Origin of the sequence: Kutzneria buriramensis (assembly GCF_003387475.1) — a bacterium.
GTDB classification, from domain to species: Bacteria; Actinomycetota; Actinomycetes; order Mycobacteriales; family Pseudonocardiaceae; genus Kutzneria; species Kutzneria buriramensis.
This window is the reverse complement of sequence record NZ_QUNO01000002.1, coordinates 804,026-825,033: the sequence shown is the minus strand read 5'-3', so window position 1 is coordinate 825,033 and position 21,008 is coordinate 804,026. Positions and strand designations below refer to the sequence as shown.

General features: G+C 71.4%; 22 protein-coding genes. 10 read left to right on the top strand and 12 right to left on the bottom strand.

The features are described from left to right. Positions 1-178: 178 nt before the first annotated feature. The 3 genes from BCF44_RS08380 to BCF44_RS08370 are packed head-to-tail and all read left to right on the top strand — an operon-like array spanning position 179 to position 1,946. Entirely contained in the window at positions 179-403 is a 225-nt protein-coding gene (locus tag BCF44_RS08380) for a BBE domain-containing protein (protein WP_170217395.1), read from the top strand. A gap of 8 nt (positions 404-411) precedes the next feature. Then, entirely contained in the window at positions 412-825 is a 414-nt protein-coding gene (locus tag BCF44_RS08375; RefSeq protein WP_116173530.1) for an acyl-CoA thioesterase, read from the top strand. Beyond that, positions 822-1,946 carry a zinc-dependent alcohol dehydrogenase family protein gene (locus BCF44_RS08370; RefSeq protein WP_116173529.1) on the top strand — a complete coding sequence of 375 codons (1,125 nt, stop codon included), beginning with the start codon at positions 822-824 and terminating at the stop codon, positions 1,944-1,946. Before BCF44_RS08375 ends, BCF44_RS08370 begins: the two co-directional genes overlap by 4 nt. Here the strand turns inward: BCF44_RS08370 and BCF44_RS08365 are convergent. Next, entirely contained in the window at positions 1,933-2,493 is a 561-nt protein-coding gene (locus tag BCF44_RS08365; protein WP_116173528.1) for a TetR/AcrR family transcriptional regulator, read from the bottom strand. The genes BCF44_RS08370 and BCF44_RS08365 overlap by 14 nt on opposite strands. An 81-nt stretch (positions 2,494-2,574) precedes the next feature. Here BCF44_RS08365 and BCF44_RS08360 point away from each other — a divergent pair, with 81 nt between their 5' ends. Continuing rightward, entirely contained in the window at positions 2,575-3,798 is a 1,224-nt protein-coding gene (locus BCF44_RS08360) for an MFS transporter (RefSeq protein ID WP_246014888.1), read from the top strand. Here BCF44_RS08360 and BCF44_RS08355 read toward each other — a convergent pair. Beyond that, the gene (locus BCF44_RS08355) at positions 3,734-4,120 is read right to left on the bottom strand and encodes an MmcQ/YjbR family DNA-binding protein (RefSeq protein WP_116173527.1); all 387 of its coding nucleotides are present in this window, start codon (positions 4,118-4,120) and stop codon (positions 3,734-3,736) included. The two genes, BCF44_RS08360 and BCF44_RS08355, sit on opposite strands and share 65 nt — an antisense overlap. A gap of 75 nt (positions 4,121-4,195) precedes the next feature. On the opposite strand from BCF44_RS08355, the gene BCF44_RS08350 reads away from it, so the two are divergent. After that, positions 4,196-4,516 carry a hypothetical protein gene (locus tag BCF44_RS08350; RefSeq protein ID WP_116173623.1) on the top strand — a complete coding sequence of 107 codons (321 nt, stop codon included), beginning with the start codon at positions 4,196-4,198 and terminating at the stop codon, positions 4,514-4,516. A 49-nt stretch (positions 4,517-4,565) separates the two neighbouring features. On the opposite strand, the gene BCF44_RS08345 is transcribed toward BCF44_RS08350, so the two are convergent. After that, a complete protein-coding gene (locus BCF44_RS08345; protein ID WP_116173526.1) occupies positions 4,566-5,609 on the bottom strand; it encodes a C40 family peptidase in 1,044 nt (347 codons plus the stop codon). 156 nt (positions 5,610-5,765) lie between these two features. On the opposite strand from BCF44_RS08345, the gene BCF44_RS08340 reads away from it, so the two are divergent. The 3 genes from BCF44_RS08340 to BCF44_RS08330 all read left to right on the top strand — a co-directional run bounded on the left by BCF44_RS08340 (position 5,766) and on the right by BCF44_RS08330 (position 10,021). Further along, the gene (locus BCF44_RS08340; protein ID WP_147328436.1) at positions 5,766-6,488 is read left to right on the top strand and encodes a hypothetical protein; all 723 of its coding nucleotides are present in this window, start codon (positions 5,766-5,768) and stop codon (positions 6,486-6,488) included. A gap of 75 nt (positions 6,489-6,563) precedes the next feature. After that, positions 6,564-9,710: a glucodextranase DOMON-like domain-containing protein gene (locus BCF44_RS08335; protein ID WP_116173524.1), complete on the top strand. Its 3,147-nt coding sequence runs from the start codon at positions 6,564-6,566 to the stop codon at positions 9,708-9,710. A 92-nt stretch (positions 9,711-9,802) separates the two neighbouring features. Continuing rightward, entirely contained in the window at positions 9,803-10,021 is a 219-nt protein-coding gene (locus BCF44_RS08330; RefSeq protein ID WP_147328435.1) for a hypothetical protein, read from the top strand. A gap of 49 nt (positions 10,022-10,070) precedes the next feature. On the opposite strand, the gene BCF44_RS08325 is transcribed toward BCF44_RS08330, so the two are convergent. Further along, on the bottom strand, positions 10,071-10,808 hold the full coding sequence (locus BCF44_RS08325) for a PP2C family protein-serine/threonine phosphatase (protein ID WP_246014887.1): 738 nt from the start codon (positions 10,806-10,808) through the stop codon (positions 10,071-10,073). Between the two features lie 206 nt (positions 10,809-11,014). Next, positions 11,015-11,728 carry a cobalt-precorrin-6A reductase gene (locus tag BCF44_RS08320; RefSeq protein WP_116173621.1) on the bottom strand — a complete coding sequence of 238 codons (714 nt, stop codon included), beginning with the start codon at positions 11,726-11,728 and terminating at the stop codon, positions 11,015-11,017. A 22-nt stretch (positions 11,729-11,750) separates the two neighbouring features. Here BCF44_RS08320 and BCF44_RS08315 point away from each other — a divergent pair, with 22 nt between their 5' ends. Then, positions 11,751-12,518 (top strand): helical backbone metal receptor, encoded by a 768-nt coding sequence (locus BCF44_RS08315; RefSeq protein ID WP_116173522.1) that lies wholly within the window; start codon positions 11,751-11,753, stop codon positions 12,516-12,518. Between the two features lie 6 nt (positions 12,519-12,524). Here BCF44_RS08315 and BCF44_RS08310 read toward each other — a convergent pair whose 3' ends face one another. Further along, on the bottom strand, positions 12,525-13,127 hold the full coding sequence (locus BCF44_RS08310; RefSeq protein WP_116173521.1) for a GNAT family N-acetyltransferase: 603 nt from the start codon (positions 13,125-13,127) through the stop codon (positions 12,525-12,527). Between the two features lie 8 nt (positions 13,128-13,135). Next, positions 13,136-14,227: a cobalt-precorrin-5B (C(1))-methyltransferase gene (locus BCF44_RS08305; protein ID WP_116173520.1), complete on the bottom strand. Its 1,092-nt coding sequence runs from the start codon at positions 14,225-14,227 to the stop codon at positions 13,136-13,138. Between the two features lie 297 nt (positions 14,228-14,524). Between BCF44_RS08305 and BCF44_RS08300 the strand changes: the two genes are divergently transcribed. Beyond that, positions 14,525-15,247 (top strand): hypothetical protein, encoded by a 723-nt coding sequence (locus tag BCF44_RS08300; RefSeq protein ID WP_116173519.1) that lies wholly within the window; start codon positions 14,525-14,527, stop codon positions 15,245-15,247. A 3-nt stretch (positions 15,248-15,250) separates the two neighbouring features. Here the strand turns inward: BCF44_RS08300 and BCF44_RS08295 are convergent, their stop codons facing one another. From BCF44_RS08295 to BCF44_RS57450, 5 genes are all read right to left on the bottom strand, one after another. Continuing rightward, positions 15,251-16,288 (bottom strand): zinc-dependent alcohol dehydrogenase family protein, encoded by a 1,038-nt coding sequence (locus tag BCF44_RS08295; protein ID WP_116173518.1) that lies wholly within the window; start codon positions 16,286-16,288, stop codon positions 15,251-15,253. A gap of 15 nt (positions 16,289-16,303) precedes the next feature. Continuing rightward, complete coding sequence (locus BCF44_RS57455; RefSeq protein WP_170217394.1) at positions 16,304-17,470, bottom strand: GH12 family glycosyl hydrolase domain-containing protein; 1,167 nt, start codon at positions 17,468-17,470, stop codon at positions 16,304-16,306. Positions 17,471-17,550: 80 nt separating this feature from the next. Continuing rightward, positions 17,551-19,611, bottom strand: coding sequence for a caspase family protein (locus tag BCF44_RS08285; protein ID WP_116173517.1), 2,061 nt, complete (start codon positions 19,609-19,611; stop codon positions 17,551-17,553). A 244-nt stretch (positions 19,612-19,855) separates the two neighbouring features. Next, positions 19,856-20,683, bottom strand: a complete 828-nt coding sequence (locus BCF44_RS08280; RefSeq protein ID WP_246014886.1) for a glycoside hydrolase family 88 protein — start codon at positions 20,681-20,683, stop codon at positions 19,856-19,858. Further along, complete coding sequence (locus BCF44_RS57450) at positions 20,684-20,959, bottom strand: hypothetical protein (protein WP_246014885.1); 276 nt, start codon at positions 20,957-20,959, stop codon at positions 20,684-20,686. Positions 20,960-21,008: the final 49 nt, after the last annotated feature.

Below are 21,008 nucleotides of genomic sequence, written 5' to 3'. Positions count from 1 at the left end.
GGCGGTCGGCCCAGTCTCACTTCCCGTTGCACAAGTGCAGCTCAGGTGCAGTTCGAAATGAGAAAGTGCAGCGGGGTTTGAGACCCTACAACGGCACTGCCTCATCGACAGTTTCGGCGGCGCGATCGCCCGCGGCGAGGGCGCGTTCCCGCACCGCGACGCGATCGCCAGCATCCAGGTGACCAACCAGGTCCGCACCACCACTGCCGACGCGCGGCGGGAGCTCGCGCCGGTCCGCGACGGCCTCGGCCAGTGGTTCGGCGTCAACGGGTTCGTCAACTACATCGACCCGGAGCTGGCGGACTGGCGGCAGGCCTACTTCGGCGCCAACGCGCCGAGGCTGCGGGAGATCGCCGACCGCCACGACCCGGACCGGCTCTTCGCGTTCCCCCAGGGTGTTTAGATGGGGGCATGACCGAGTACGGGTACTGGCAGGACGTGCCGACCAGGTGGAAGGACAACGACCACTACGGGCACGTGAACAACGCGGTGCACTACTCGGTGATGGACACCGTGATCAACACCTGGCTGATCGAGCGGGCCGGCCTGGAGCTGGACGGGGACGGCCCGATCGGGCTGTGCGTGGAGTCGCACTGCGTGTACAAGGCCTCGGTGACGTTCCCCGAGGTGATCGCGGTCGGCCTGCGCGTGGGCCACCTCGGCACCAGCAGCGTCCGCTATGAGACGGGCCTGTTCCGCAGCGACCGGCGCACGCTGGTGGCGGAGGGGTCCTTCACACACGTGTTCGTGGACCGGGAGACCCGCCGGCCGGTGCCGATCGCCGAGCCGATGCGGGGCGAGCTGGAGAAGTTGGTGACCGCATGAGGGTGAAGGCGGCCGTGCTGGTGGCCTCCGGTGTCGAGCGGCCGTACGCGGACTCGCGGCCGTTGCAGGTCACGGAGCTGGAGCTGGAACCGCCGGGGCGCGGCGAGATCCTGGTGCGGATCGGCGCGGCCGGCCTGTGCCACTCCGACCTGTCGGTGATCAACGGCTCGCGGCCGCGGCCGCTGCCGATGGTGCTCGGCCACGAGGCCGCCGGCGAGGTCGTCGAGGTAGGCCCCACAGATGACATTGACGGGGCGGAGTTCGCCGTCGGCGACCACGTGGTGCTGGCGTTCGTGCCGGCCTGTGGGTCGTGCCGGATGTGCCTGGCCGGGCGGCCGGCGCTGTGCGAGCCGGGGGCGGTCGCCAACCGGGCCGGCACGCTGCTGTCGGGGGAGCGCCGGTGGCGCGGCGGGGAGCACCACCACCTCGGGGTGTCCGCGTTCGCCGAGTACGCCGTCGTGTCCAGCCGGTCCGCGGTGCGGGTCGATCCGGAGCTGCCGCTGGAGCTGGCGGCGCTGTTCGGCTGCGCCGTCCTGACCGGCGCCGGCGCGGCGTTCCACAGCGCGGAGGTCAAGCCGGGGGAGACGGTCGCGGTGTTCGGGCTCGGCGGCGTCGGGATGGCGGCGCTGCTGGCCGCGCGGGCCGCCGGTGCGGCCAAGATCGTCGCCGTCGACATCGTGCAAGCAAAGCGGGACTTGGCTGCGCGGTTGGGGGCAAATCACGTGGTTGGTGGCGGCCCGGACGCCGTCACGGAGGTCCGCGATCTCACCGACGGCGGCGCGGACAAGGTCATCGACACGACCGGCAGCGAGCACGTGCTGGCGCAGGCGTATCACGCCACGAGGATCGGCGGCACGACCGTGACGGTCGGCCTGCCGCATCCGGACCGCCAGCTGGTGCTGCCGGCGCTGAGCCTGGTCGCCGAGGAGCGCACCCTGCGCGGCAGCTACCTGGGTTCCAGCGTGCCGCGCCGGGACATCCCCCGGTTCGTGCAGCTCTACCAGGCGGGGCTGCTGCCCGTGCACGAACTGGTGTCCGGGCGGCTGCGGCTGGACCAGGTCAACGAGGGCTTCGACCAGCTGGCGAGCGGCGAGGCCGTGCGACAGGTCATCGTGCAGTAGCTGATCCCCCGGCCAGCGTCCGCACCGCCGCCACCGTCGCCTCGATCAGCTGGTCCTGCGGGAAGTCCGCGCCGAGCACCATCCGGCGCAGCTGCGGCATGGCCCGGCCCCAGTTCACCAGGCCCAGCGTGAAGAAGTAGATCATCGCGGCGTCGGGGACGGTGTCTTCGATCGAGGTGACCCGCTTTTGGTACTCGGCGGTGCGGACCTCCTCGGCCGGCACCTCGCGGCCGCCCATCTCCAGCGCCTCCCACATGAGCAGGCGCAGCGCCTCGGGGTTGGCGGCGTGGTAGTCGAACAGCCGGCGCGCGTAGTCGGCCAGGTCGTCGCGCACGGGCACGGCGTCGGCGCACTTGGACAGCATGTGCTCGAGCACGGCCGCGAACAGCGCCTTCTTGTCGCCGAAGTAGTCGTAGATGGCTCGCTTGTTGGCCTGCGCGGCCTCGGCGATGCGGTCGACGCGGGCGCCCGCCACGCCGTGCTTGGCGAACTCCTTCGTCGCCGCGCACAGGATGCGGTCCTTGGTCGCCTTCGAGTCGTACCCCACGTGGCCAGGATAACGAACCGGTTCGTTCGGCTGCCGTCGTACGATACGATCGAACCAGTTAGTTCGCTCGGAGGGGGCGCCGTGCTCAACCGCTGGATGATCCCGCTGCTCACGCTGGCCTGCGCGGTCTGCGTCAGCACGATCTACTTCCCGCAGGCCATCAGCCCGCTGATCGCCGCCGACCTGCGCGTGACGCCCAGCGCCGCCGCGCAGACCGCCACCGGCGCCCAGCTCGGCTACGCCCTCGGCGTGTTCCTGCTGGTCCCGCTGGGCGACCGGCTGCGGCACCGGCCGCTGATCGTGGCGCTGATGGTGCTCACCGCCGGCTGCCTGATCGCCGCCGGCACCGCGCGCAGCCTGCCGGTGCTGCTCGTCGCCGGCTCACTGGCCGGCGTGTTCACCGTCGTGCCGCAGGTGATCATTCCGATGGTCGCCGGCCTGGTCCCGGACGACCGCCGCGGCGCGGTCGTCGGCACGCTGCTCGGTGGCCTGCTCGGCGGCATCCTGTTGGCCCGCACGTTCGGCGGCACCGTCGGCGAGTGGCTCGGCTGGCGGGCGCCGTACCTGGTCGCCGCCGCGCTGATCCTGCTGCTCGCGGCCGTGCTGGCCGTCACGGTCCCGCGCACCGACCCGGCCGTCCGGCACCACTACCCGGCGCTGCTGTGGCAGTCGCTGCGGCTGCTGGGCAGCCAGCCCGAGCTGCGCCGGTCCGCGCTGTACCAGGTGCTGCTGTTCGGCGGGTTCAGCGCCGCCTGGACCAGCCTGGCGCTGCTGATCAGCGGCCCGCGCTACGGATTCGGCGCGGAGACCGTCGGCCTGATCGGCCTCGCCGGTGCGGTCAGCGTGTTCGTCACGCCCATCGCCGGCCGCTGGATCGATCGCCGCGGCCCCGAGCCGGTGACGCTGCTGGCCGCCATCGGCGTCATCCTGGCCGCCGGCGTGCTGGCATTCGGCACGCTCGGCGGGATCACCGGCCTCGTGCTGGTGATCGTCGGCCTGGTCCTGCTGGACGTCGCCGTGCAGGCGAACCAGGTCGCCAACCAGTCACGGATCTTCGCCCTGCTGCCGGAGGCCCGCAGCCGGCTCAACACCGCCTACATGACCTGCACGTTCCTCGGCGGCACCGCCGGCTCGTGGCTGGGCGTGCAGGCGTACGACCGCTTCGGCTGGGGCGCGGTCGCCGGCCTCATCGCGCTGGCCGCGCTGGCGGCGCTGGTCCGGCACCTGGCGCACCGGCCCGTCAGTGCTCGGCCAGGAACTCCCGAGCCAGTTTCTTCGGCGCCCGCAGCAGCCACGCCTCGGTGATCACCTCCGCCAGCTCCGGCACGCCGATCCGGTCCAGCAGCACCAGCACCGCCGGGTAGCCGTCGAAGTGGGGGATGGTGAAGTACACCGCCGGGTCGTCGGCGATCAGGGCCTGCTTGACGCCCTCGTCGGCGACCCGGACGCCCAGGATCGGGCCGTCCGGGGCGTCGTCGCCGAGCGCCGCGAGGTCCGACTTGTGCAGCGGCCGGTCCCAGACGAACCCCTTGCCCCGCACGTGCCAAGACGGCGTGCCCCACGACAGCTTCTCGCCGGATTCCGGCAGCGCCAGCGCGATCCGGCGCACGTCGTCCCAGGTGGCCATGGTGGCTGAGCCTAGACGCGCCGGCCCTCGGAAGTCGCCGCCATGACCGTGCCGACCACACGGCAGACTGTCGGTATGCATCCCGAGCTGCGGGCGACTCCCCACTGGCAGCGGACCGACAACGCGTTCTTCCCCGTCGTCGCCCAGGTCGACGGCGCGTGGTGGGTGCTGCGGATCAACAGCTTCCCCGACCACCCGCTGTGGACGCTGTTCGTCGACGGCACCGTGCGGTTCGACGTCGACGACGCCCCGCCGGCCTGGGGAGAGCCGGCGTCCCGCAAGGCGCCGGCGCTGGCCAAGGACGTCGAGCGCGCGGTCCTGGCGCCGGTCGAGGGCTTCGTCGCGTACGGCAGCGAGGTCGGCGACCCGTGCGACAACCCGTTCTGCTGCGGGTGAACCATGGCCGGTCCGCACGCCGCGCGGAACGTGCGGGCCGGCCAAGTCCTCAGCTGTTCACGATCCGCCGCGAGGTGTAGTAGTCGCTGCCGCCGCCGCTGATCGGCACGACCTTGACGACCTGGCCGACGTCCGGCGCGTGCACGATCTGGCCGTTGCCGATGAACATCGCGACGTGGTGTACGTTGCTCGCGGTGCCGAAGAACAGCAGGTCACCGGGCTTGAGATCGGCCTCCGAGACCGGCGTGCCGACGTTGACCTGGTCGGTGGTGACGCGCGGCAGGCTGATGCCGGCCTGCCGGTACGCGTACTGCACCAGCGAGGAGCAGTCGAGGCCCACCCCGGGCTGGTTGCCGCCGTACACGTAGGGCGTGCCGACCTGCCCCAGCGCCGCCTTGACGGCGATGCCCGCAGCACCCGGCGGCACGTTGCTGGTGTCGAACGGCTGGCCCTTGTCGCTGGCCAGCGCCGTCTTCTGGCTGCCGGTCAGCCGGTTGTACGCGGCCTGCGCCGCCTGCTCGGCCTGCGTGGCGGCGTCCTTCTGTGCCTGGAGGCCGTCCGCGACCTGCTTGGCCTGCGCCGCGGCGGTGTTGGACTTGTCCTGGGCCTGCTGCGCCTTCTTGCTCGCGTCGCTCGCCTTGGACAGCGCCTTGTCGAGGCCAGCCATGGCGTCGCCGTTGAACTGGCTGACCTCCTGGAGCATCCACGCCCGGTCCAGGAAGTCGCTGGGCGACTGCCCGGTGAGCAGCGCCGACATGCTGCTCAGGTCCGCGCCCTCGGTGGTGGCCGACACCCACCGGTCCACGTCCCCGCGGTACCGGTCCTCGTCGGCCTTCGCCTGCTTCTCGGCCTGCTGGTCGGTGGCCAGGTCGGCGTTGGCCTTCTGCACGTCGGCGAGCCGCGCCTGGTAGGCGCTCTGGGCGGCGTTGTACTGCTCGCCGACCGACTCCTCCTTCTGGCTGGCGTCGTGCAGCTGCGCGAGCGCGTCGTTGGCGTTGGTCGGGGGATCCGCCAGTGCCGAGGCGGGGGCGAGGCTGATGACCGCCAAGGTCACGCCGAGCGCGCCGAGCACGTGCTTGTACGGGATCTTCACTTCGCCGGAGTCTCCTTCGCAGGGGCGTCAGGAGTCGATACGCGGGAGGCCCGCACGCGGTTCACCGGGGTTCGAACGCAACCTCGCGCCGTGATCGAACACCTTCTCTGTATGAGACTGGGGAGTCGGGCCGCGGCGCCGCTGTGGTTCGCCGTCGTGGCGGCGCTGCTGTGCCTGTTCGTGCTGATCAGGGGCCTGTTCGCGGACGCCGCGAGCGCGGCGAGGCAGGCCGCGCCGCAGGCCACGCTCGGCATCGAGGTTTATGACCGCGCCACCGACCGGATTCTGGTCGCCGCCAATCAGGATCTGGCTTTTCCCGCCGAATCGGTCGTGAAGCTGCTTATCGGATACGACGCGCTGGCGCACCATACGGGATCCGCCGCTCGCGTCGCGCAGATGCTGTCCCGCAGCGACGACGGGATCGCCGACGCGCTGTGGTCGGCCGGCGGCGGCCCGAAGGTGGTGATGCGATCGGCTGCGCTGATGGGGTTGCGGCACACGATTCCGCCGACGGATTCGGCCCGCTGGGGCGACACGACGATCACCGCGGACGATGTCGTGCGGGTCTACAAGTTCTTGGAATCGGCCGACCAGCAGGCGGTCGTCAACGCTCTCTATCACGCGCCGGCCGTCGCGGCGGACGGCTTCGACCAGTCCTTCGGCATCCCGACTGCGGTCGGGGCCGGGCAGTGGTGGGTGAAACAGGGCTGGGGATGCTGCCGTCCGGACCGGGTGTTGCACACGACCGGACTCGTCGGCACCGGTCAGCGATATGTGGTAGCGATCCTCAGCAGCGCCCTGAGCAGCGCGAACGCCGCCGACGACGCGGCCGCCATCACCGCCGCGACACGCGTTCTGACCCAAAATCTTGGCGCGTAATAACTTCAGTGACCAGTGATGCTCAGCCTCGCTATGGTCGATCCGATGGCCGACTCCTGAGCGAGAGGCGGAGAGATGTTGCGAGCACTGGCGCCGGTGATCCTGGCGTCGATGGTGGCAACGGCGTTGCCAGCGATCGCGGACCCTGCGACGCCGGGCGCACCCGGCGCGACGGCGTACTTCGACACCGGGCGCAAGGACTGCCTGGGCACGGCGAGGAACTCCAGATCGAAGGTCTGGTACACGGTCGCGGACGGCGTCCTGTCGGACGTGTACGAGCCGACGATCGACAACACGAATGTGGGCACCCTGCAATACATCGTGACCGACGGCCGCACCTTCACCGATCTCCAGACCAGGGACACGGCCTACACCGTGAAGGCGGATCGCACCGGCATGGTCTGCACCGTCACGGCGACCAGCGCGAAGCACCGGTATCGGCTCACCACGACGTACATCACCGATCCGGCAAGGGATTCGGTGGTCATGCACACCACCGTCGACGGTCCACCGAACCTGCGTGTGTACGCCCGGCTGGACGGCCACGTGAACGGCAACAGCGGTGACAACGCGGTCCTCGCCGGTGACGTGCCGGTGCTGTACGACACCGACACCGTCAGCCAGGCCGCCAACCGCGACTACGCCGTGCCGACCTACATGGCGCTCGCCTCGACATCGGGTCGCGCGGCCACTGTCGGCTACGCCGGCACAGTCAGCGACGGCCTGAACCAGCTCGACGCCAACCGCTCCATCACCCGATATTCCAGCGCCGCCAACGGGCATGTCACGGCGACCGAGGACGTGACCGCGCGGGACTTCACCCTCGCGCTGGGCTTCGGCCGCAACCAGGCTCAGGCCGTCGGGGCCGCCGAGGCCTCCGCTCATTCGTGGTTCGACCACGTGCGTGACGAGTACGCCGACGGGTGGCAGGACTACGACGCGTCGCTGGTTCACGGCACCTCTCCGTTGGACGCGAACGTGTTGAAGGCCAGCGAGGACAAGACGTTCCCGGGCGCGGTCGTCGCGTCGCTCGCCAGCCCGTGGGGACAGGCGGTGAAGGCCGACAAGCCGGTGTACTTCGGTTCCTACCGCGAGGTGTTCGCCCGGGACGCGTACGAGGCGTTCACCGGCTTCATGGCCGCCGGCGACCGGGCGACGGCCAGGGCGATCGCCACGTTCCTGCTCACCAAGCAGCAGCTGCCGACCGGCGAGACGCCCCGGAACTCGCTCGTCAACGGCAAGATCGCGCCGGACACCGGCGGCGATCAGCTGGACGAGACCGCGTATCCGATCCTGATGGCGGAGCTCACCGATCTGAACGACAACTCGCTGTGGGCGCAACACATCAAGCCGGCGGCGGACTACCTGCTGTCGCACGGGCCGTCCTTCGGCGTCGAGCGGTGGGAGGAGCAGTCGGGCTACTCGCCGTCCACGATCGCCGCCGAGATCGCGGGCCTGGTCGCCGCCGGGGCGCTGGCCGACCAGCACGGTGATCACGCGGACGCGCGGATCTACCGCGCTGCCGCCGACGACTTCCAGCGCAACATCAAGTCGTGGACGGTGACCACCACCGGACCGTACGGGCCGAACTACTTCGTGCGGCTGACCAAGAACGGCGACCCGAACTCGGCCGTCAGCTACAACCTCGGCAACGGCGGCCCGACCGCCGACCAGCGCGCCGTGGTCGACGGCGGCTTCCAGGAACTGGTCCGGCTGGGCGAACTCTCCCCACAGGACAAGGACTTCACCGCCTCACTCGCCGTGCTGGACAAGCAGATCTCGGTGCGGACCTCGACCGGCGTCGGCTACTACCGTTACGGAACATCGGCTTCCGCCGGCAGCGCCGACGGCTACGGCGACTGCTACCAGCCCAGCCAGAGCACCTGCGCCGGGCAGGGTCAGCCGTGGCCCACCACGGACACCGGCACCGGGCACCTGTGGCCCGTGCTGTCCGGTGAACGCGCCGAGTCCGACCTCGCCACGGGCGATGGTCGGGGCGCGAAGTCGTTGCTGGACAGCATGTTCGGTTCCGCCTCCGGTGTCGGGCTGGTGCCGGAGCAGGCATGGGAGAACCCGGATCTGGCGGCCTCCCCGTACGGCACGGATCCGACCACCGCGTCCATCGGCTTCGGCAACGGCCACGCCGCCGGCTCCGCCTCGCCGCTGACCTGGGCCCAGGCGCATCGGCTCCGGTTGGCCGCCGACCTGCGCGCCGGCCGGGTGCTCGATCGGCCGTCGATCACCACCGACCGGTACGTGTCGCACCCCGCCCCGGGCGAGGTCGCCACGACGGTTGGTGCGGTCGCCAACGGCGCCACCGCGTCCGTCACCGGCAAGACCACACCCGGCGCCGAGGTCAGCGTGCAGGCCGTCGACACCGATACCGCCGGCAAGACCAGCACCGTCAGCGCGGTCGCCGGCGCCGACGGGACGTACACGGTGACGGCGCCGATCGGCTTCGGCTCGAATTCCATCACCGTCGGCGTTTCCGCCGCCGGCAACCGAACCGGGTACGCGCACACCACCGTCACCGGTGATCTCGTCGGTGGCACCAGCGTGTTGGACGTCGCCGACCCCGTCGGCGACGACAACGGTCCCGGCACCTACGCGTACCCCACCGCGGCCGACTTCGCCGCCGGCTCGTTCGACCTGACCCGGTTCCAGGTCGTCGCGCTCGGCGACACCGTCTATCTGCGAGCAACCCTCAGGAACCTCGTCCCCACCTTCGGGGCCACCATGGGCGCTCAGCTGCTGGACGTCTACGTCGGCGCCCCGGGCAAGCCCACCTCCACCGCCGCCCCGTTCCCGTCGCGCAACTACCAGGTCGCGCCGTGGAGCCAGCGGATCGAGCTCCAGGGCTTCGCCGCGCCGGTCTGGGTCGACGCCGCCGGCCACCAGGTCGGCACCCCGACCGCCGCCGTGGCGTCGGTGGACACCAAGACCATCACCGTCGCCTTACCGAAGGCGGCGTTCGGCGGTCCCGGTCCCGGTTGGACGTTCTCGGTCGTGCTGACCGGCCAGGACGGCTTCAGCCCCGACCAGGCCCGCGCGTTCACCGCCACCCCGCAGCCCTACCAGTTCGGCGTGTGCGCCCCCGGCGTCAGCGCGCCCGTCTGCGCCGTCGATCCCGCCACCGTCCCCAGGGCCGTCGACACGGTGCCCGCATCCCGACTCGATCCCACGAAGGGCACGGTGATCGTCAACGCGGTGACCGTTCCGTAGCGGGAAGGCTCGACACCTCCGCCGGGCCGAAATCCGGTTCGGCGGAGGGCGACCCCTTGGGCATCGAGCGCGTCGATCCACTGTGGTCCGGAGTGGCTGAACTGCTCGGTCGCGGGCAGTGCATCGAGGCCATCCAACTCATTCGGTCCGCTGCTCCGGATCTCAGCCTGCACGGGGCCGTGGACTACATCCAGGCCGTGACGGACGGGCAGCCGGCGCCTGACCACGTGCGTTCCCGCTTGCCGCAGCCGCCGGCCGAGCGTGTGGTGCGGTGGGCGTTGTCCGGACCGAACCCCGAGCCGGCGGCCTGACAAGCGGCTTCGTCCCCGTGGCAACGAATTCCGAAGGAGGTGGTGACCGCTACTGGTGCACCAGCGGCAGCGTGTCGAGCCGGGGGACCGGTGGCGGCTCCCGCCGCGCGGCGGACCAGTCGATCACGGCGGCGCTGGCGTTGTCGCGGCCGCCGAGCGCGGCGGAGGCCTCGATGAGGGCCTGCGCGGGCCGGGCGGAGGTGGTCAGCTCGCGGTGCATGGCGATGGCCGGCACGACCTTGTGCACGCCGTCGGTGGCCAACAGCAGGCCGGAGCCGGTGGTGCGGACCTGGGTCCAGCCGATCTGGTCGGTCGTGGTGGTGCGCACCGTGTTGGTGACGATGTGCTCCATGCGCGGCGTGGTCGGCCGCAGCTGCGACCGCAGGTACGCGGCGACGGTCTGGTCCGAGGTGAGCTGGTGCAGCGTCTGGTCGTCCCACAGGTAGGCGCGGCAGTCGCCGACCCAGGCGATCCGGTAGCCGCTGCTGACCCGGTCGGTGAACGGCATGGCCACGATGAGCACGCAGTCGTCCTCGTCGAGCAGCAGGGCCTGCTGGGCGGCGAGCATCGCCTGGATGGCGCCCTGGGCGACGGGGGTGGCCACGGCGGCGGTGGCGGCCTTGCGCGCGGCCTCCGCGGAGCGCGGGCTGTCGCCGATGCCGTCGGCGACCGCGAACACCAGCTCGCCGCTGGCCGGGTCGCGCCGGGTGGCGACGGCGTCGGCGTTGACGGCGCGCAGGTTGCGCTCGCTGGCGGTGTCCCAGCGGATGTCGAGATCGTGCTGCACGGCGATCTCCTCCCCGAACTTCGGCGGTAGGAGGCAGCCCACCGCACACGACCAGGTTCGCGGACTCGCCTGTGAGGACGCTGAGACGGCCGTAGTCAATTGCTGAGGGAATTCGGGGTCCGCCCTGCTTACTGCGTTCGCCGCGCGAGCCCGAAGCGTAGGGCATGAACACCGGCTGCGCCGCGCTATGCAACCGTAGCGTGTCCCTAGATCACCCGGTTGGCCGCTTGATCCACTGTGGACACCACGGTAACCGCAGGTGGGGAGGGTCGTCGGACGATCACCACCGGGATCGCGAGCCGGCGCGCCGCGACCAGTTTCGCGTCGTCGCCGCCGCTGTCCTTGGTGACCACGACGTCGATGTCGTGCTCGCGGAGCAGGGCGAGCTCGGACTCGACGGTGAACGGGCCGCGGGCCAGCACTGCCCGGACGGGCAGGTCCGGCTGCTCGATCGACCTGGCGAGCAGCCACATGTCACTGAGACGGGTGAAGGGAGCGAGTTCCTGGCGGCCGACCGTCAACAACGCGCGGCGGCCGACCGACGGCAGCAGCTCGGCGGCGTCGGACACCGAGCCGACCCAGCGCCAGTCGTCGCCGTCGGACTCCCGCCAGCCGGGGCGTTGCAGCACGAGCAACGGAATCCCGAGCCGGGAGGTCGCCGTGACCGCCGACGCGGTGATCCGGGCCGCGAACGGGTGCGTGGCGTCCACCACGACGTCCACGCCCTCGGCGCGCAGCCACGCCGCCAGGCCTTCGACGCCGTCGAAGCCGCCGATGCGGACCTCGCCCGGAGGCAGGTGAGGGCTGCTCACCCGGCCGGCGAGCGACGTCACGACACGCAGCTCCGGGACGGCGGCGAGCACCTCCGCCAGCCGGCGCGCCTCGCCGGTGCCGCCCAGCACGAGCACGGTCCTGGCCACCGCCGCACGATAGCCTGACCGGGTGGCCCGCACGGAACGTGACGACCTCGGCCGGGAGGTGACGCTGCCCGACGCCCCGGGGCGCGTCGTGTCTCTGGTGCCGTCGCTGACCGAGGCCGTCGCCGCCGTCGACCGTGGCCTGCTGGCCGCCGCCACCGACTGGTGCACCCATCCCGCCGACCTGGACGTGGAACGGATTCGCGGCACCAAGAACCCCGACACCAGGCGGATCGCCGAACTGCGGCCGGAGCTGGTCGTCGTCAACAAGGAGGAGAACCGCGAGATCGACGTGCGCCGCCTGGAGGCCGCCGGCGTGCCCGTCTGGGTCACGGTCGTCGAGGACGTCCCCAGCGCGCTGACCTCGCTGGACCGCCTGATCACCGTCGCGCTACGCCGGCCGGCGCCCGACTGGCTGACCGAGGCCCACCGCCAACTCGACGCCCCGCCGCCGGCCCCGGACAAGTCGGCGCTCGTCTGCATCTGGCGCGACCCGTGGATGGTGGTCGGCAGTCGCACCTTCGCCACCGACCTGCTGGCCCGGATCGGCGTCGCCAACGTGTACGGCGACCACGCCGACCGATACCCCAAACAGGACCTCGACCAGTTGCGCTCTGCCGGCGCCGACCTCGTCGTGCTGCCCGACGAACCCTACGTCTTCACCGTCACCGACGGCCCCGAGTGCTTCGACGCCGACCGCGTCCGGCTGGTCAGTGGCCGCCTGCTCACCTGGTACGGCCCGTCCCTGGCGACCGCGGTTCCCGCACTGCGCCGCCAACTCGGCCTCGGCTAGCGACAGTCAGACCGCCTCGCGACCATTGTCGAGCTCGGCTTCCGGGCGGCCGCGGTGTTCGGCCCACTCCGGGGCCAGGATCGACATCACGTGGGCGTCGAACCGCTCGCCCTCCCAGAGCAGGGCGTCCCGCAGCACGCCCTCGAACCGGAAGCCGACCTTCTCGTACACCCGCCGGGCCCGCGGGTTGAAGGCGTACACCTCGAGGCTGATCCGGTGCAGGCCGATCCGCTCGAAGGCGTAGCCCAGCACCAGCCGCGTCGCCTCGGTGCCCAGCCCCCGGTTCTGGCCCCGCGCCCCCAGTGCGATCCGGAACGAGCAGGAGTTGTTGTTGACGTCGAGCTCGTTGAGCACGACCTCGCCGACGTACTGGCCGCTGGCCCGGTCGACGACGGCCAGGTCGAGGCGGTCCTCGTGCTCGTGCCGGCTGCCGTACCACTGGCGCATGGGCTCCAGGTCGTCCGGCGACAGGGTGCCGTGCGAGCCGGTCAGCCGGAGCACGTCGTCGTCGGCGAGCACCTCCAGCATGTCGACCGCGTCGTCGGCGATCACCGGGCGCAGCAGCACCAGGTTGCCGGCGAGCACGGGTTTCTCACGCAAGTTCGGCATGGGTCGGATCATGCCCGATGGCCGGAACGACCGACCACGGTGCCGGCCCGATCGATCACCACGATGTCCACGGCGATGTCGGCGCCGCGCAGGATGTCGTCGGCGGTGGCGCGGCAGCGGTCGGCGATGAGATCGGCCAGGGGAAGGTCTTCGCGCTGGCACAGCTGCAAAGCGCCGAGCGCGGTGTTGGCCGTGCGAACGGCGTCGACGAGTTCCGCGGACCCGCCGGCGTCGGCGACGAGCGTGGCGAGCAGCTCGTGGTTGACCTGGGAACGTCCGGAGTGCAGGTCGAGGTGGCCGTCGGCGAACTTGGCCAGCTTGCCGATGCCGCCGGCGATGGTCAGGCGCGGCACCGGATGCCGGCGCAGGTGCTTGAGCATGGCCCCGACGAAGTCGCCCATGTCGAGCAGGGCGTCCTCGGGCAGGTCGTACATCTCGGTGACGACGCGTTCCGACGTGCTGCCCGTGCAGCCCGCCACGTGCTGGCGCCCGGCGGCGCGGGCGACGTCGATGCCCCGCCGGATGCTGTCGATCCACGCCGAGCACGAGTACGGCACGACCACGCCGGTGGTGCCGAGAATGGACAGCCCGCCGAGGATGCCCAGTCGCGGATTCCAGGTGTGCCGGGCGATTTCTTCGCCGTTGTCGACGGAGATCTCCACGACCACGTCGCCCGATCCGCCGTGTGCGGCGGCGACCTCGGCGACGACGTCCCGCATCAGCTGGCGGGGCACGGGATTGATGGCCGGCTCGCCGACGTCCAGCGGCAGGCCCGGCTTGGTGACGGTGCCGACGCCGGGCCCCGCCTTGAAGACGACGCCGGAACCGACTTGGCCGGGGCTGACCGTCGACCGGATCAGGGCGCCGTGGGTGACGTCCGGGTCGTCGCCGGCGTCCTTGACGATGCCGACGGTGGCCGAGGTGGCGGTCAGGGACTCCACCGCCAGGGCGAAGGCGGGGCGCTGGCCCTTCGGCAGGGTGATCTCCACCGGGTCGGGGAAGGCGCCGGTGAGCAGGGCGGTGTAGGCGGCCTTGGTGGCGGCCGTCGCGCACGCGCCGGTCGTCCAGCCCCGGCGCAGCCCGGTCGCGTCCCTGGTCACGGGGACAGCATCGCATCGGCCGGAATCCCGACGCGGGCCGGCGTCACCGCATACGCCGGCCGGGCCCCGCGGGCGGGCGTCACCGCGCGCCGGCCAGCCACCCGCCGCCGGCCGGCGTCACCGCGGTGCCGTCAGCTTCCCCCGAACGGGCGGCCAACTCGCGCCCCATGTCGGCGAGATGTCCGGCAAGATCAGGTCGAGGTGAGGAGGAGCAGTGACCGAGCTTGCGAGGGAACCATCCAGCACTGCGACCTTGGTCGCGGACCTTCGTGCTCCGAGCGTTAGCGAGGAAGGTCCGTGACCGAGGACACGATCGACCAGCTCCAGCAGCAGATCAGCGACCTGCGGGAGCAACTCGCCGCGCTCGTGCGGCGCGGTGGCCGGGCGCGTCCCGGGCTGGACGACGTGGACGAGGAGCTGGCCGACGCCGTCAAGGCGCTGGCCCAGGGGCACGACGCCGAGCGCCGGCAGCTGACGTCCGAACAGGCCGGCAACCTGCGCCGGCGGATCGGCGAGGTGCAGAGCCAGCTGGCGAAGTCGCCGTCGCGGCGGGCCGGCGGAGAGCAGTACGTGAACCTCACTCCCAAGCAGGTGCAGCCCAAGTGGGCGACGGTCGAGGCAGCGCAGCGGATGGTCGAGGCCGACCTGCTGAAGCTGGAGGAGGCCGGCCTCGGCGGCGGCCCGACCAAGGACCAGATCACGGCGGCCAAGGCGCGGATCAGCGTCGTCGCAAGGCAGCGGCTGAACGACGCCATGGCCCACGGCGATTCGCTGCCGACCTGGCTGACCAGCGCCGTGGGCTCCGTGCCGAAGCCGGACCCGGAGCCCTGGGTGAAGGCGGCGCACAACGTGCTCGTCTACCGGCTGGAGCACGGCGTGACCGACCCGATCCTGCCGCTGGGCGGCAAGCCGTCGAGCGACGACGCGTACGGGGCGCGGCGGGCGGGGGAGTACAAGAAGTTGGCGGAGGAGCTGAACAAGCTGCACGCCCTGGGCGGCACGAGCGAGTACAAGCTCTGAGCCTCACGGCAGGATGACCGTCATCCCGGCGGTCCCACCCCCGGACGCCATGCCGGCCAGCGCCGCGCCGGCCTCGTCGAGGCCGATCCGACGGCCGATCAGCAGATCCGGCCGCAGACCGCCGCTGGCCACGAGATCCATCATGGCGGGGTAGGCGTGCGCCGGCATGCCGTGGCTGCCCAGGATCTCCAGCTCCCACCCGATGACCCGATCCATCGGCATCGCCACCGGCCCCTCGGCCGACGGCAGCAGCCCCACCTGCACATGCCGGCCCCGCCGTCGCAGCGACAGCACCGAGTTCGCGGCGGTTCCGGGGCTGCCGAGGGCGTCCAGCGACAGGTGCGCCCCGCCGCCGGTGACCTCCCGAACCCGCGAAACCACGTCTGGATGCGCTTCCAGACACGCCGCCGCGCCGAACTGCTTGGCCAGCGCCAAGGCCGAGGGGTTCACGTCCACGGCCACCACCTGAGCGCCGCTCGCGGCGGCGATCATCACCGCCGACAGGCCGACGCCGCCGCACCCGTACACCGCGACCCATTCCCCGGAACGCACACGCCCCTGCGCCACAACGGATCGGAACGCCGTGGCGAACCGGCAGCCCAACGCGGCCGCCGTCTCGAAGCTCATATCCTCAGGCATGGCAACGAGATTCACGTCGGCGGAGTCGATCGCCACGTACTCGGCGAACGACCCCCAGTGCGTGAAACCGGGCTGTGTCTGGCGTTCGCACACCTGCTGATCACCGGCCGCGCACGACGCGCAGCGCCCGCACGCGCAGATGAACGGCACGGTGACGCGGTCGCCGACGCGCCACCGGGTGACGTCGTCGCCGACCGCGTGCACCTCTCCGGCCAGCTCGTGCCCCGGAACATGGGGCAGTTCGGTGATGTCGGTGTCGTGCCCCTGCCAGCCGTGCCAGTCGCTGCGACACAACCCGGTCGCGCGGACGCCGATCACCACCCCGCCCCGTTGGGGCAGGGGATCGGGCATGTCCCGGACCTGCGGTTGACCGCCGAACGACTCATAGACGACTGCTCGCACCCGACCACCGTAACTTCAGCTGCCGAAGACCTGGAACTCCCACAGCGAGATCCCGTACGGCGTGGCCCGCGTCTGTCCGAGCAGGCGCACGTACCGGCCGCTGCCCGACACGGCCAGGGTGTTCACGCCGCCGGTCCCCGCCGATGTGGCGTAAAGATCGGTCGACGTCGCGAAACTCGGGTCGTTCGACACCTGGACACGGAACTGCCGGGCGAACGCCGCCTCCCAGTTCAGCACCACCTTGGTGATCTGGTGCGCCGAACCGAGGTCGACCTGGACCCACTGCCCGTCCTGGAACGCGCTGCTCCACCGCGTCGACGTGTTGCCGTCCACAGCGTTCGATGCCGGGAACGACGCGTTCTCGACGGACGACGACGTCGCCGGCTTTCCCTGCGACAGCGGCAAACCGCCGCCCGAACCGGCTGTGGCGGTGAACGAGAAGCTGTTCGTCGCCAGCCCCTGCCCGCCGCGCCAGATCTCGAAGCCGGCCTCGGCGTCGAGCAGGTAGTGGTTGGCGTTGGTCACGCCCCGCGCCACCGAGTCGTCGATCAGCGCCTTCACGTTCAGGCCGTTGAACGCGGTCCCGCCGCCCTGGAGCACGTACGACACGATGTTCCAGGACGTCTGCCGCCCGGTCCACACGTCCCAGTTCAGCCCGCCGATGTTCGCCGACGCCACCTTCGAGCCGAACGGCGACACCCCGCCGCGGCTGTTCAGCCAGATCATGATCTCGCTGCCGTCGGGCTGGCCGCCGGTGGTGGGCGCCGAGTTCGTCCACAGGTCGTAGGCGACGTCGTAAGCGCCGGAGGCCGGCTGCACGGTGCTCCACGACGAGGTTGCGGTCGCCAGCTTGCTGACCTGGATCGGCAGTCCGCTGCCGGCCGTGCAGGCGCCCCAGTGGCAGCCCTTGTAGATCGACGGGTACGTGGCCGGCGCGCCGCCGGAGAGAGTGAAGTTGGCGGTGCTCACCGACCACGCGGTGCCGCCGGTGTAGGTGATGCACTGCTGGTCCGACGAGTTCCACTCGTTGGCCTGGATGGTGTACTCGCCGCCGTTCGCGCTGATCGTGCCCTGGGGCGCGCAGGTCGTGGTGGCCGCGTGCGCGGTCGCCACCGGCAGCAGCATGGCGGCCGCGCCGACCAGCGCCGCCACCGCGAGCCGTCGCAGGTGTGCTCCGGACATGGGTGAGCCTTTCGCAGGGAAGGTCTGGGTGGCGGCCCGGAGATGTCTGGAAGCGCTTCCACATTCGACGGTAACGCGCGTCACACCCGCCTGTAAACCCTCGCGACGGCGGTGCCGGCCAGCGCGGTCGTCACGGCGGCGTGCAGCAGCGGGAACCACGCGGCGGTGCCCTGGGCGTCCCACACGTCGTCGCCGACGTACGTGAAGTTCGCGCCGAGCAGGATGGAACCGAGCATGAAGACCACCTCGGGCCCCGCATACGCCACCACCGCCGCCGTCACGAACAGCCGCTGCGGCGCCGAAACAGTCCGCGCCAGCACCACCAGCACGCACAGCCCGGCCCACGGCACCACCGCGAGCAGGCCGGCCACCGGCCCCATCACACCGCCGATCGTGAACGAGCCGGCATCCGTCGGAATCGCCGACAGCAGCAGGATCAGCTCCACCGCGGCCGCGCCGATCGTCACCCACGCCAGCGGCCGCTGCGTCGGCGGCACCAGGGCTATCCGGCGCGGCACCTGCTCGAACGGCCACAGCCGAATCCCCAGCACCGCCACGACCGCGACCGCCAGCGCCAGTTGCAGCCACGACCAGATGCCGCCGGTCGTGTGCACGTTGCCCAGGCCGTCGACCAGTAGGAACACCGCGTTCGCGGCGACCATCCCGTACCCGACGGGCCGCCGGAAACCGTCCCCCTCCATCAGCCGGATGCCGACGAGCAGTGGTCCCCACCGCAGCACCTCGTAGAGGAAGCCGAGGAACGTCGCCGACTCCAGCATGCTCGCGGCGGCCCCGAACACGACCACCAGTTCCACGACGGCGGTGCCGAACAGCACCCGCCAGTCGTGGAACAGCGTCAGATCCGGCGTCGGGATCGACGCCCGCGCCCACAGCCGCCCGGCGGGCCGGCACACCACCGGCACCACGACCGGCCCGAGTCGGGTGATCACCGTGAAGTCGCCGCGCAGCTCGCCGTAGCCCTCGGGATACGCCGCCGGATCGGCCTGCGCGATCACCGCGCCGCCGTCCCGCGACACCCGTAACCAGCGGGTTTCGGTCGTCACGTGGAAGATCCGTGCCAGCGGCGCCCCGGCGAAGGCGACCGCTTGAGCGGTGTCCTCGCCGAGCTCCACCACCGCCGGCGACGGCCGCAGCTGCGCCACCACCAGCGCCTCCGCGGCGGCGGTACGCACGCTCACACTGTCGTCGCCGGTCAGCGCCTGCAACACCGTCAACGCGCCGGCGGCCACCGAGACGTCGTCTCCCACCAGCAACGTCCGCAGCTCGCCGACGGCCGCCAGCCGCGCCGCCGCATCCGGATCCTTCGCCCGTGCGGCAAGGGATTCCTCGACGTCGACGGTCCCCACTCGACGAGCCAGCGGCGTACGGGCGATCAGCAGCGAGGCCCCGTGACCGCCGCCGGACTGGTGCGGCGTCTGGTGCGCGGTGGCGGCGGTAACCCTTGCGTAGACGTACTTGTACAGCTCATCGAGGTCCACCGAGCCGTCGCCGTTGAGGTCCGCGTCGCCGGTGCGCAGCCCCTCCACCACCGCCTCGGTGAACAGCGACGGCCGCAGCCGGCCCGATTCCGCCAGCTCCTCGCCCTCGAAGGCGTACTCCGTCGCACTCGACGCCGTGATCACCACGCGGCTGCGGCCCGGCCGCAGCGGGAACGACTGCTCCACGTCGACGTCGTCCACCGACCGGGACACGCTGCCCTTCGCGAAGGCGCCGCCGAAGCAGCAGTCCAGCAGCAGCGCCACGTGCGCAGCGCGGCATTCGGCCAGCTCATCGTTCACGAACCGAGCCGGCACCGCCGTCGCCGACAGCCGGTCGGGCACCGTGTCCGTGCCGGCCAGGAACAGCTCACCGGCCGCGTTCTTCAGGCCGTGACAGGAGAAATGCAGCAGCAGCACGTCGTCGCGCCCGCCGCCGGCGAGGAAGTCCGCCACCCGCCGCTGGATCTGGTGCGCCGGCAGGTCCCGCGCCACCTCGACCTCGAAGCCGCCCAGCTCCGGATCGGCCAGCACCGCCCGCAGCGCGTCGGCGTCGTGCGCCGGCGCGGCCAGTCGGCGCAGCCCCTTGTGCTCGTAGCTGCCGGTGGCCACGATCAGCGCCCTGCGGCGACCCTGCGCGGTCATACCGCGCAGGGTAACCGCCGCCCGCCAAGCTGAAGTCGCGAGGCCGCGCCGGTGCCTGGACCGTCGCCGGATTTCGATCGCTCGCCACCCGACTCGCCCCACCACCCGAGCCGACGCGAGCGATCGAAATCCGGCCAGGGAAGGCGCCGGTCACGAGCGGCCGAGCCGCGCCGCCGGAGGCGGCGCAAAGGACACAGCACCGGTCACGAGCGGCCTCGTCCCGCGCGGAACGCGCGGCAAGAACTCAGCAGCCCGGGGTCAGCTTCGCCACCTGCTGCCCGGCCATCAGGTAGGCGCCGACCCCGTAGGCGGCGGTGTCGGTCGCCTTGACCGGCTGCGCGCCGCGCGGGCCGGCAGCGTCACCCTGCACGTAGCCGAGCACGCCGTTGGGCTGCAAGGCCTTGGTGGTCAGGGCGTGCCACGCCTTGGTGACGGTCGGCGTGAACTTCTTGGCGTCCAGGACGCCGTTGTTCACCCCCCAGCCCAGGGCGTAGGCGAACAGCGCGGTGCCGCTGCTCTCCGGACCCGGATGGTCGAAGGGGTTGAGCAGGTCGACGTTCCAGAAACCGTCGGATCGCTGGACCAGTCGAAGGGTGTTGGCCATCTTCTGGAACACCCGCACGTACTCCGGCCGGTTCGGGTCGTTCTGCGGTAGCCACTGGAGCACGGTGGCCAGCGCGGCCAGCGCCTCGCCGTTGCCGCGGGACCAGAACTCGAACGAGCCGACCTTGCTCGCGTCGTGGTACCACAGGCCGGTGAACTCGTTGAACAGGCCGAAGCCGCCGGCCCGCTTCTCCGTGTAGTGGAACAGCTCCTGGGCCGCCTGGATGTCCTCGGGCTTGGAGTCCATCACGCCCAGCCGGACGAACTGCGGCCACGCCTGGTTCAGCGCGTCCACGGTGTTCCAGTACCTGACGTGGCCGGCCTGGACGCTGGCCACCTCGTCGGCGACGCGCTGGCGCAGCGCGGCCAGGATCGGCGGGTCCGGGTGGAAGTAGTGGTACAGGTCGAGGTAGGCCTCCCCGGCGGCCTCGTCGGCCGGGTTGAACTCGTTGGCCGGATCGGTGATCAACTAATAGTTCAGCGCCTGGGCCCACGGCAGCGTCTTGTGGTTGGACTGGCCACTGGTCAGCACCATGGCCAGGTTGCCGACGTGGAAGACGGCGTTCTGCCAACTCGCCGAGGCCAGGTCGGTCCCGTTGGCGAGCCAGGTGTTGGCGGCGGTCAGCATCGGCGCGACGACCGGGCAGGCGGCAGGGGTGGTGTCAGCCGGAGCGGCGGCGGCCTGTCCGACCAACACGGTCGTGCTCAAGGTCAGACTGGCGACCAGCGTCGCAGCGACCCTCATGTCGTCCTCCTCGGTACACAAGGACGCGGCGGTGCAGTCATCTCACTAC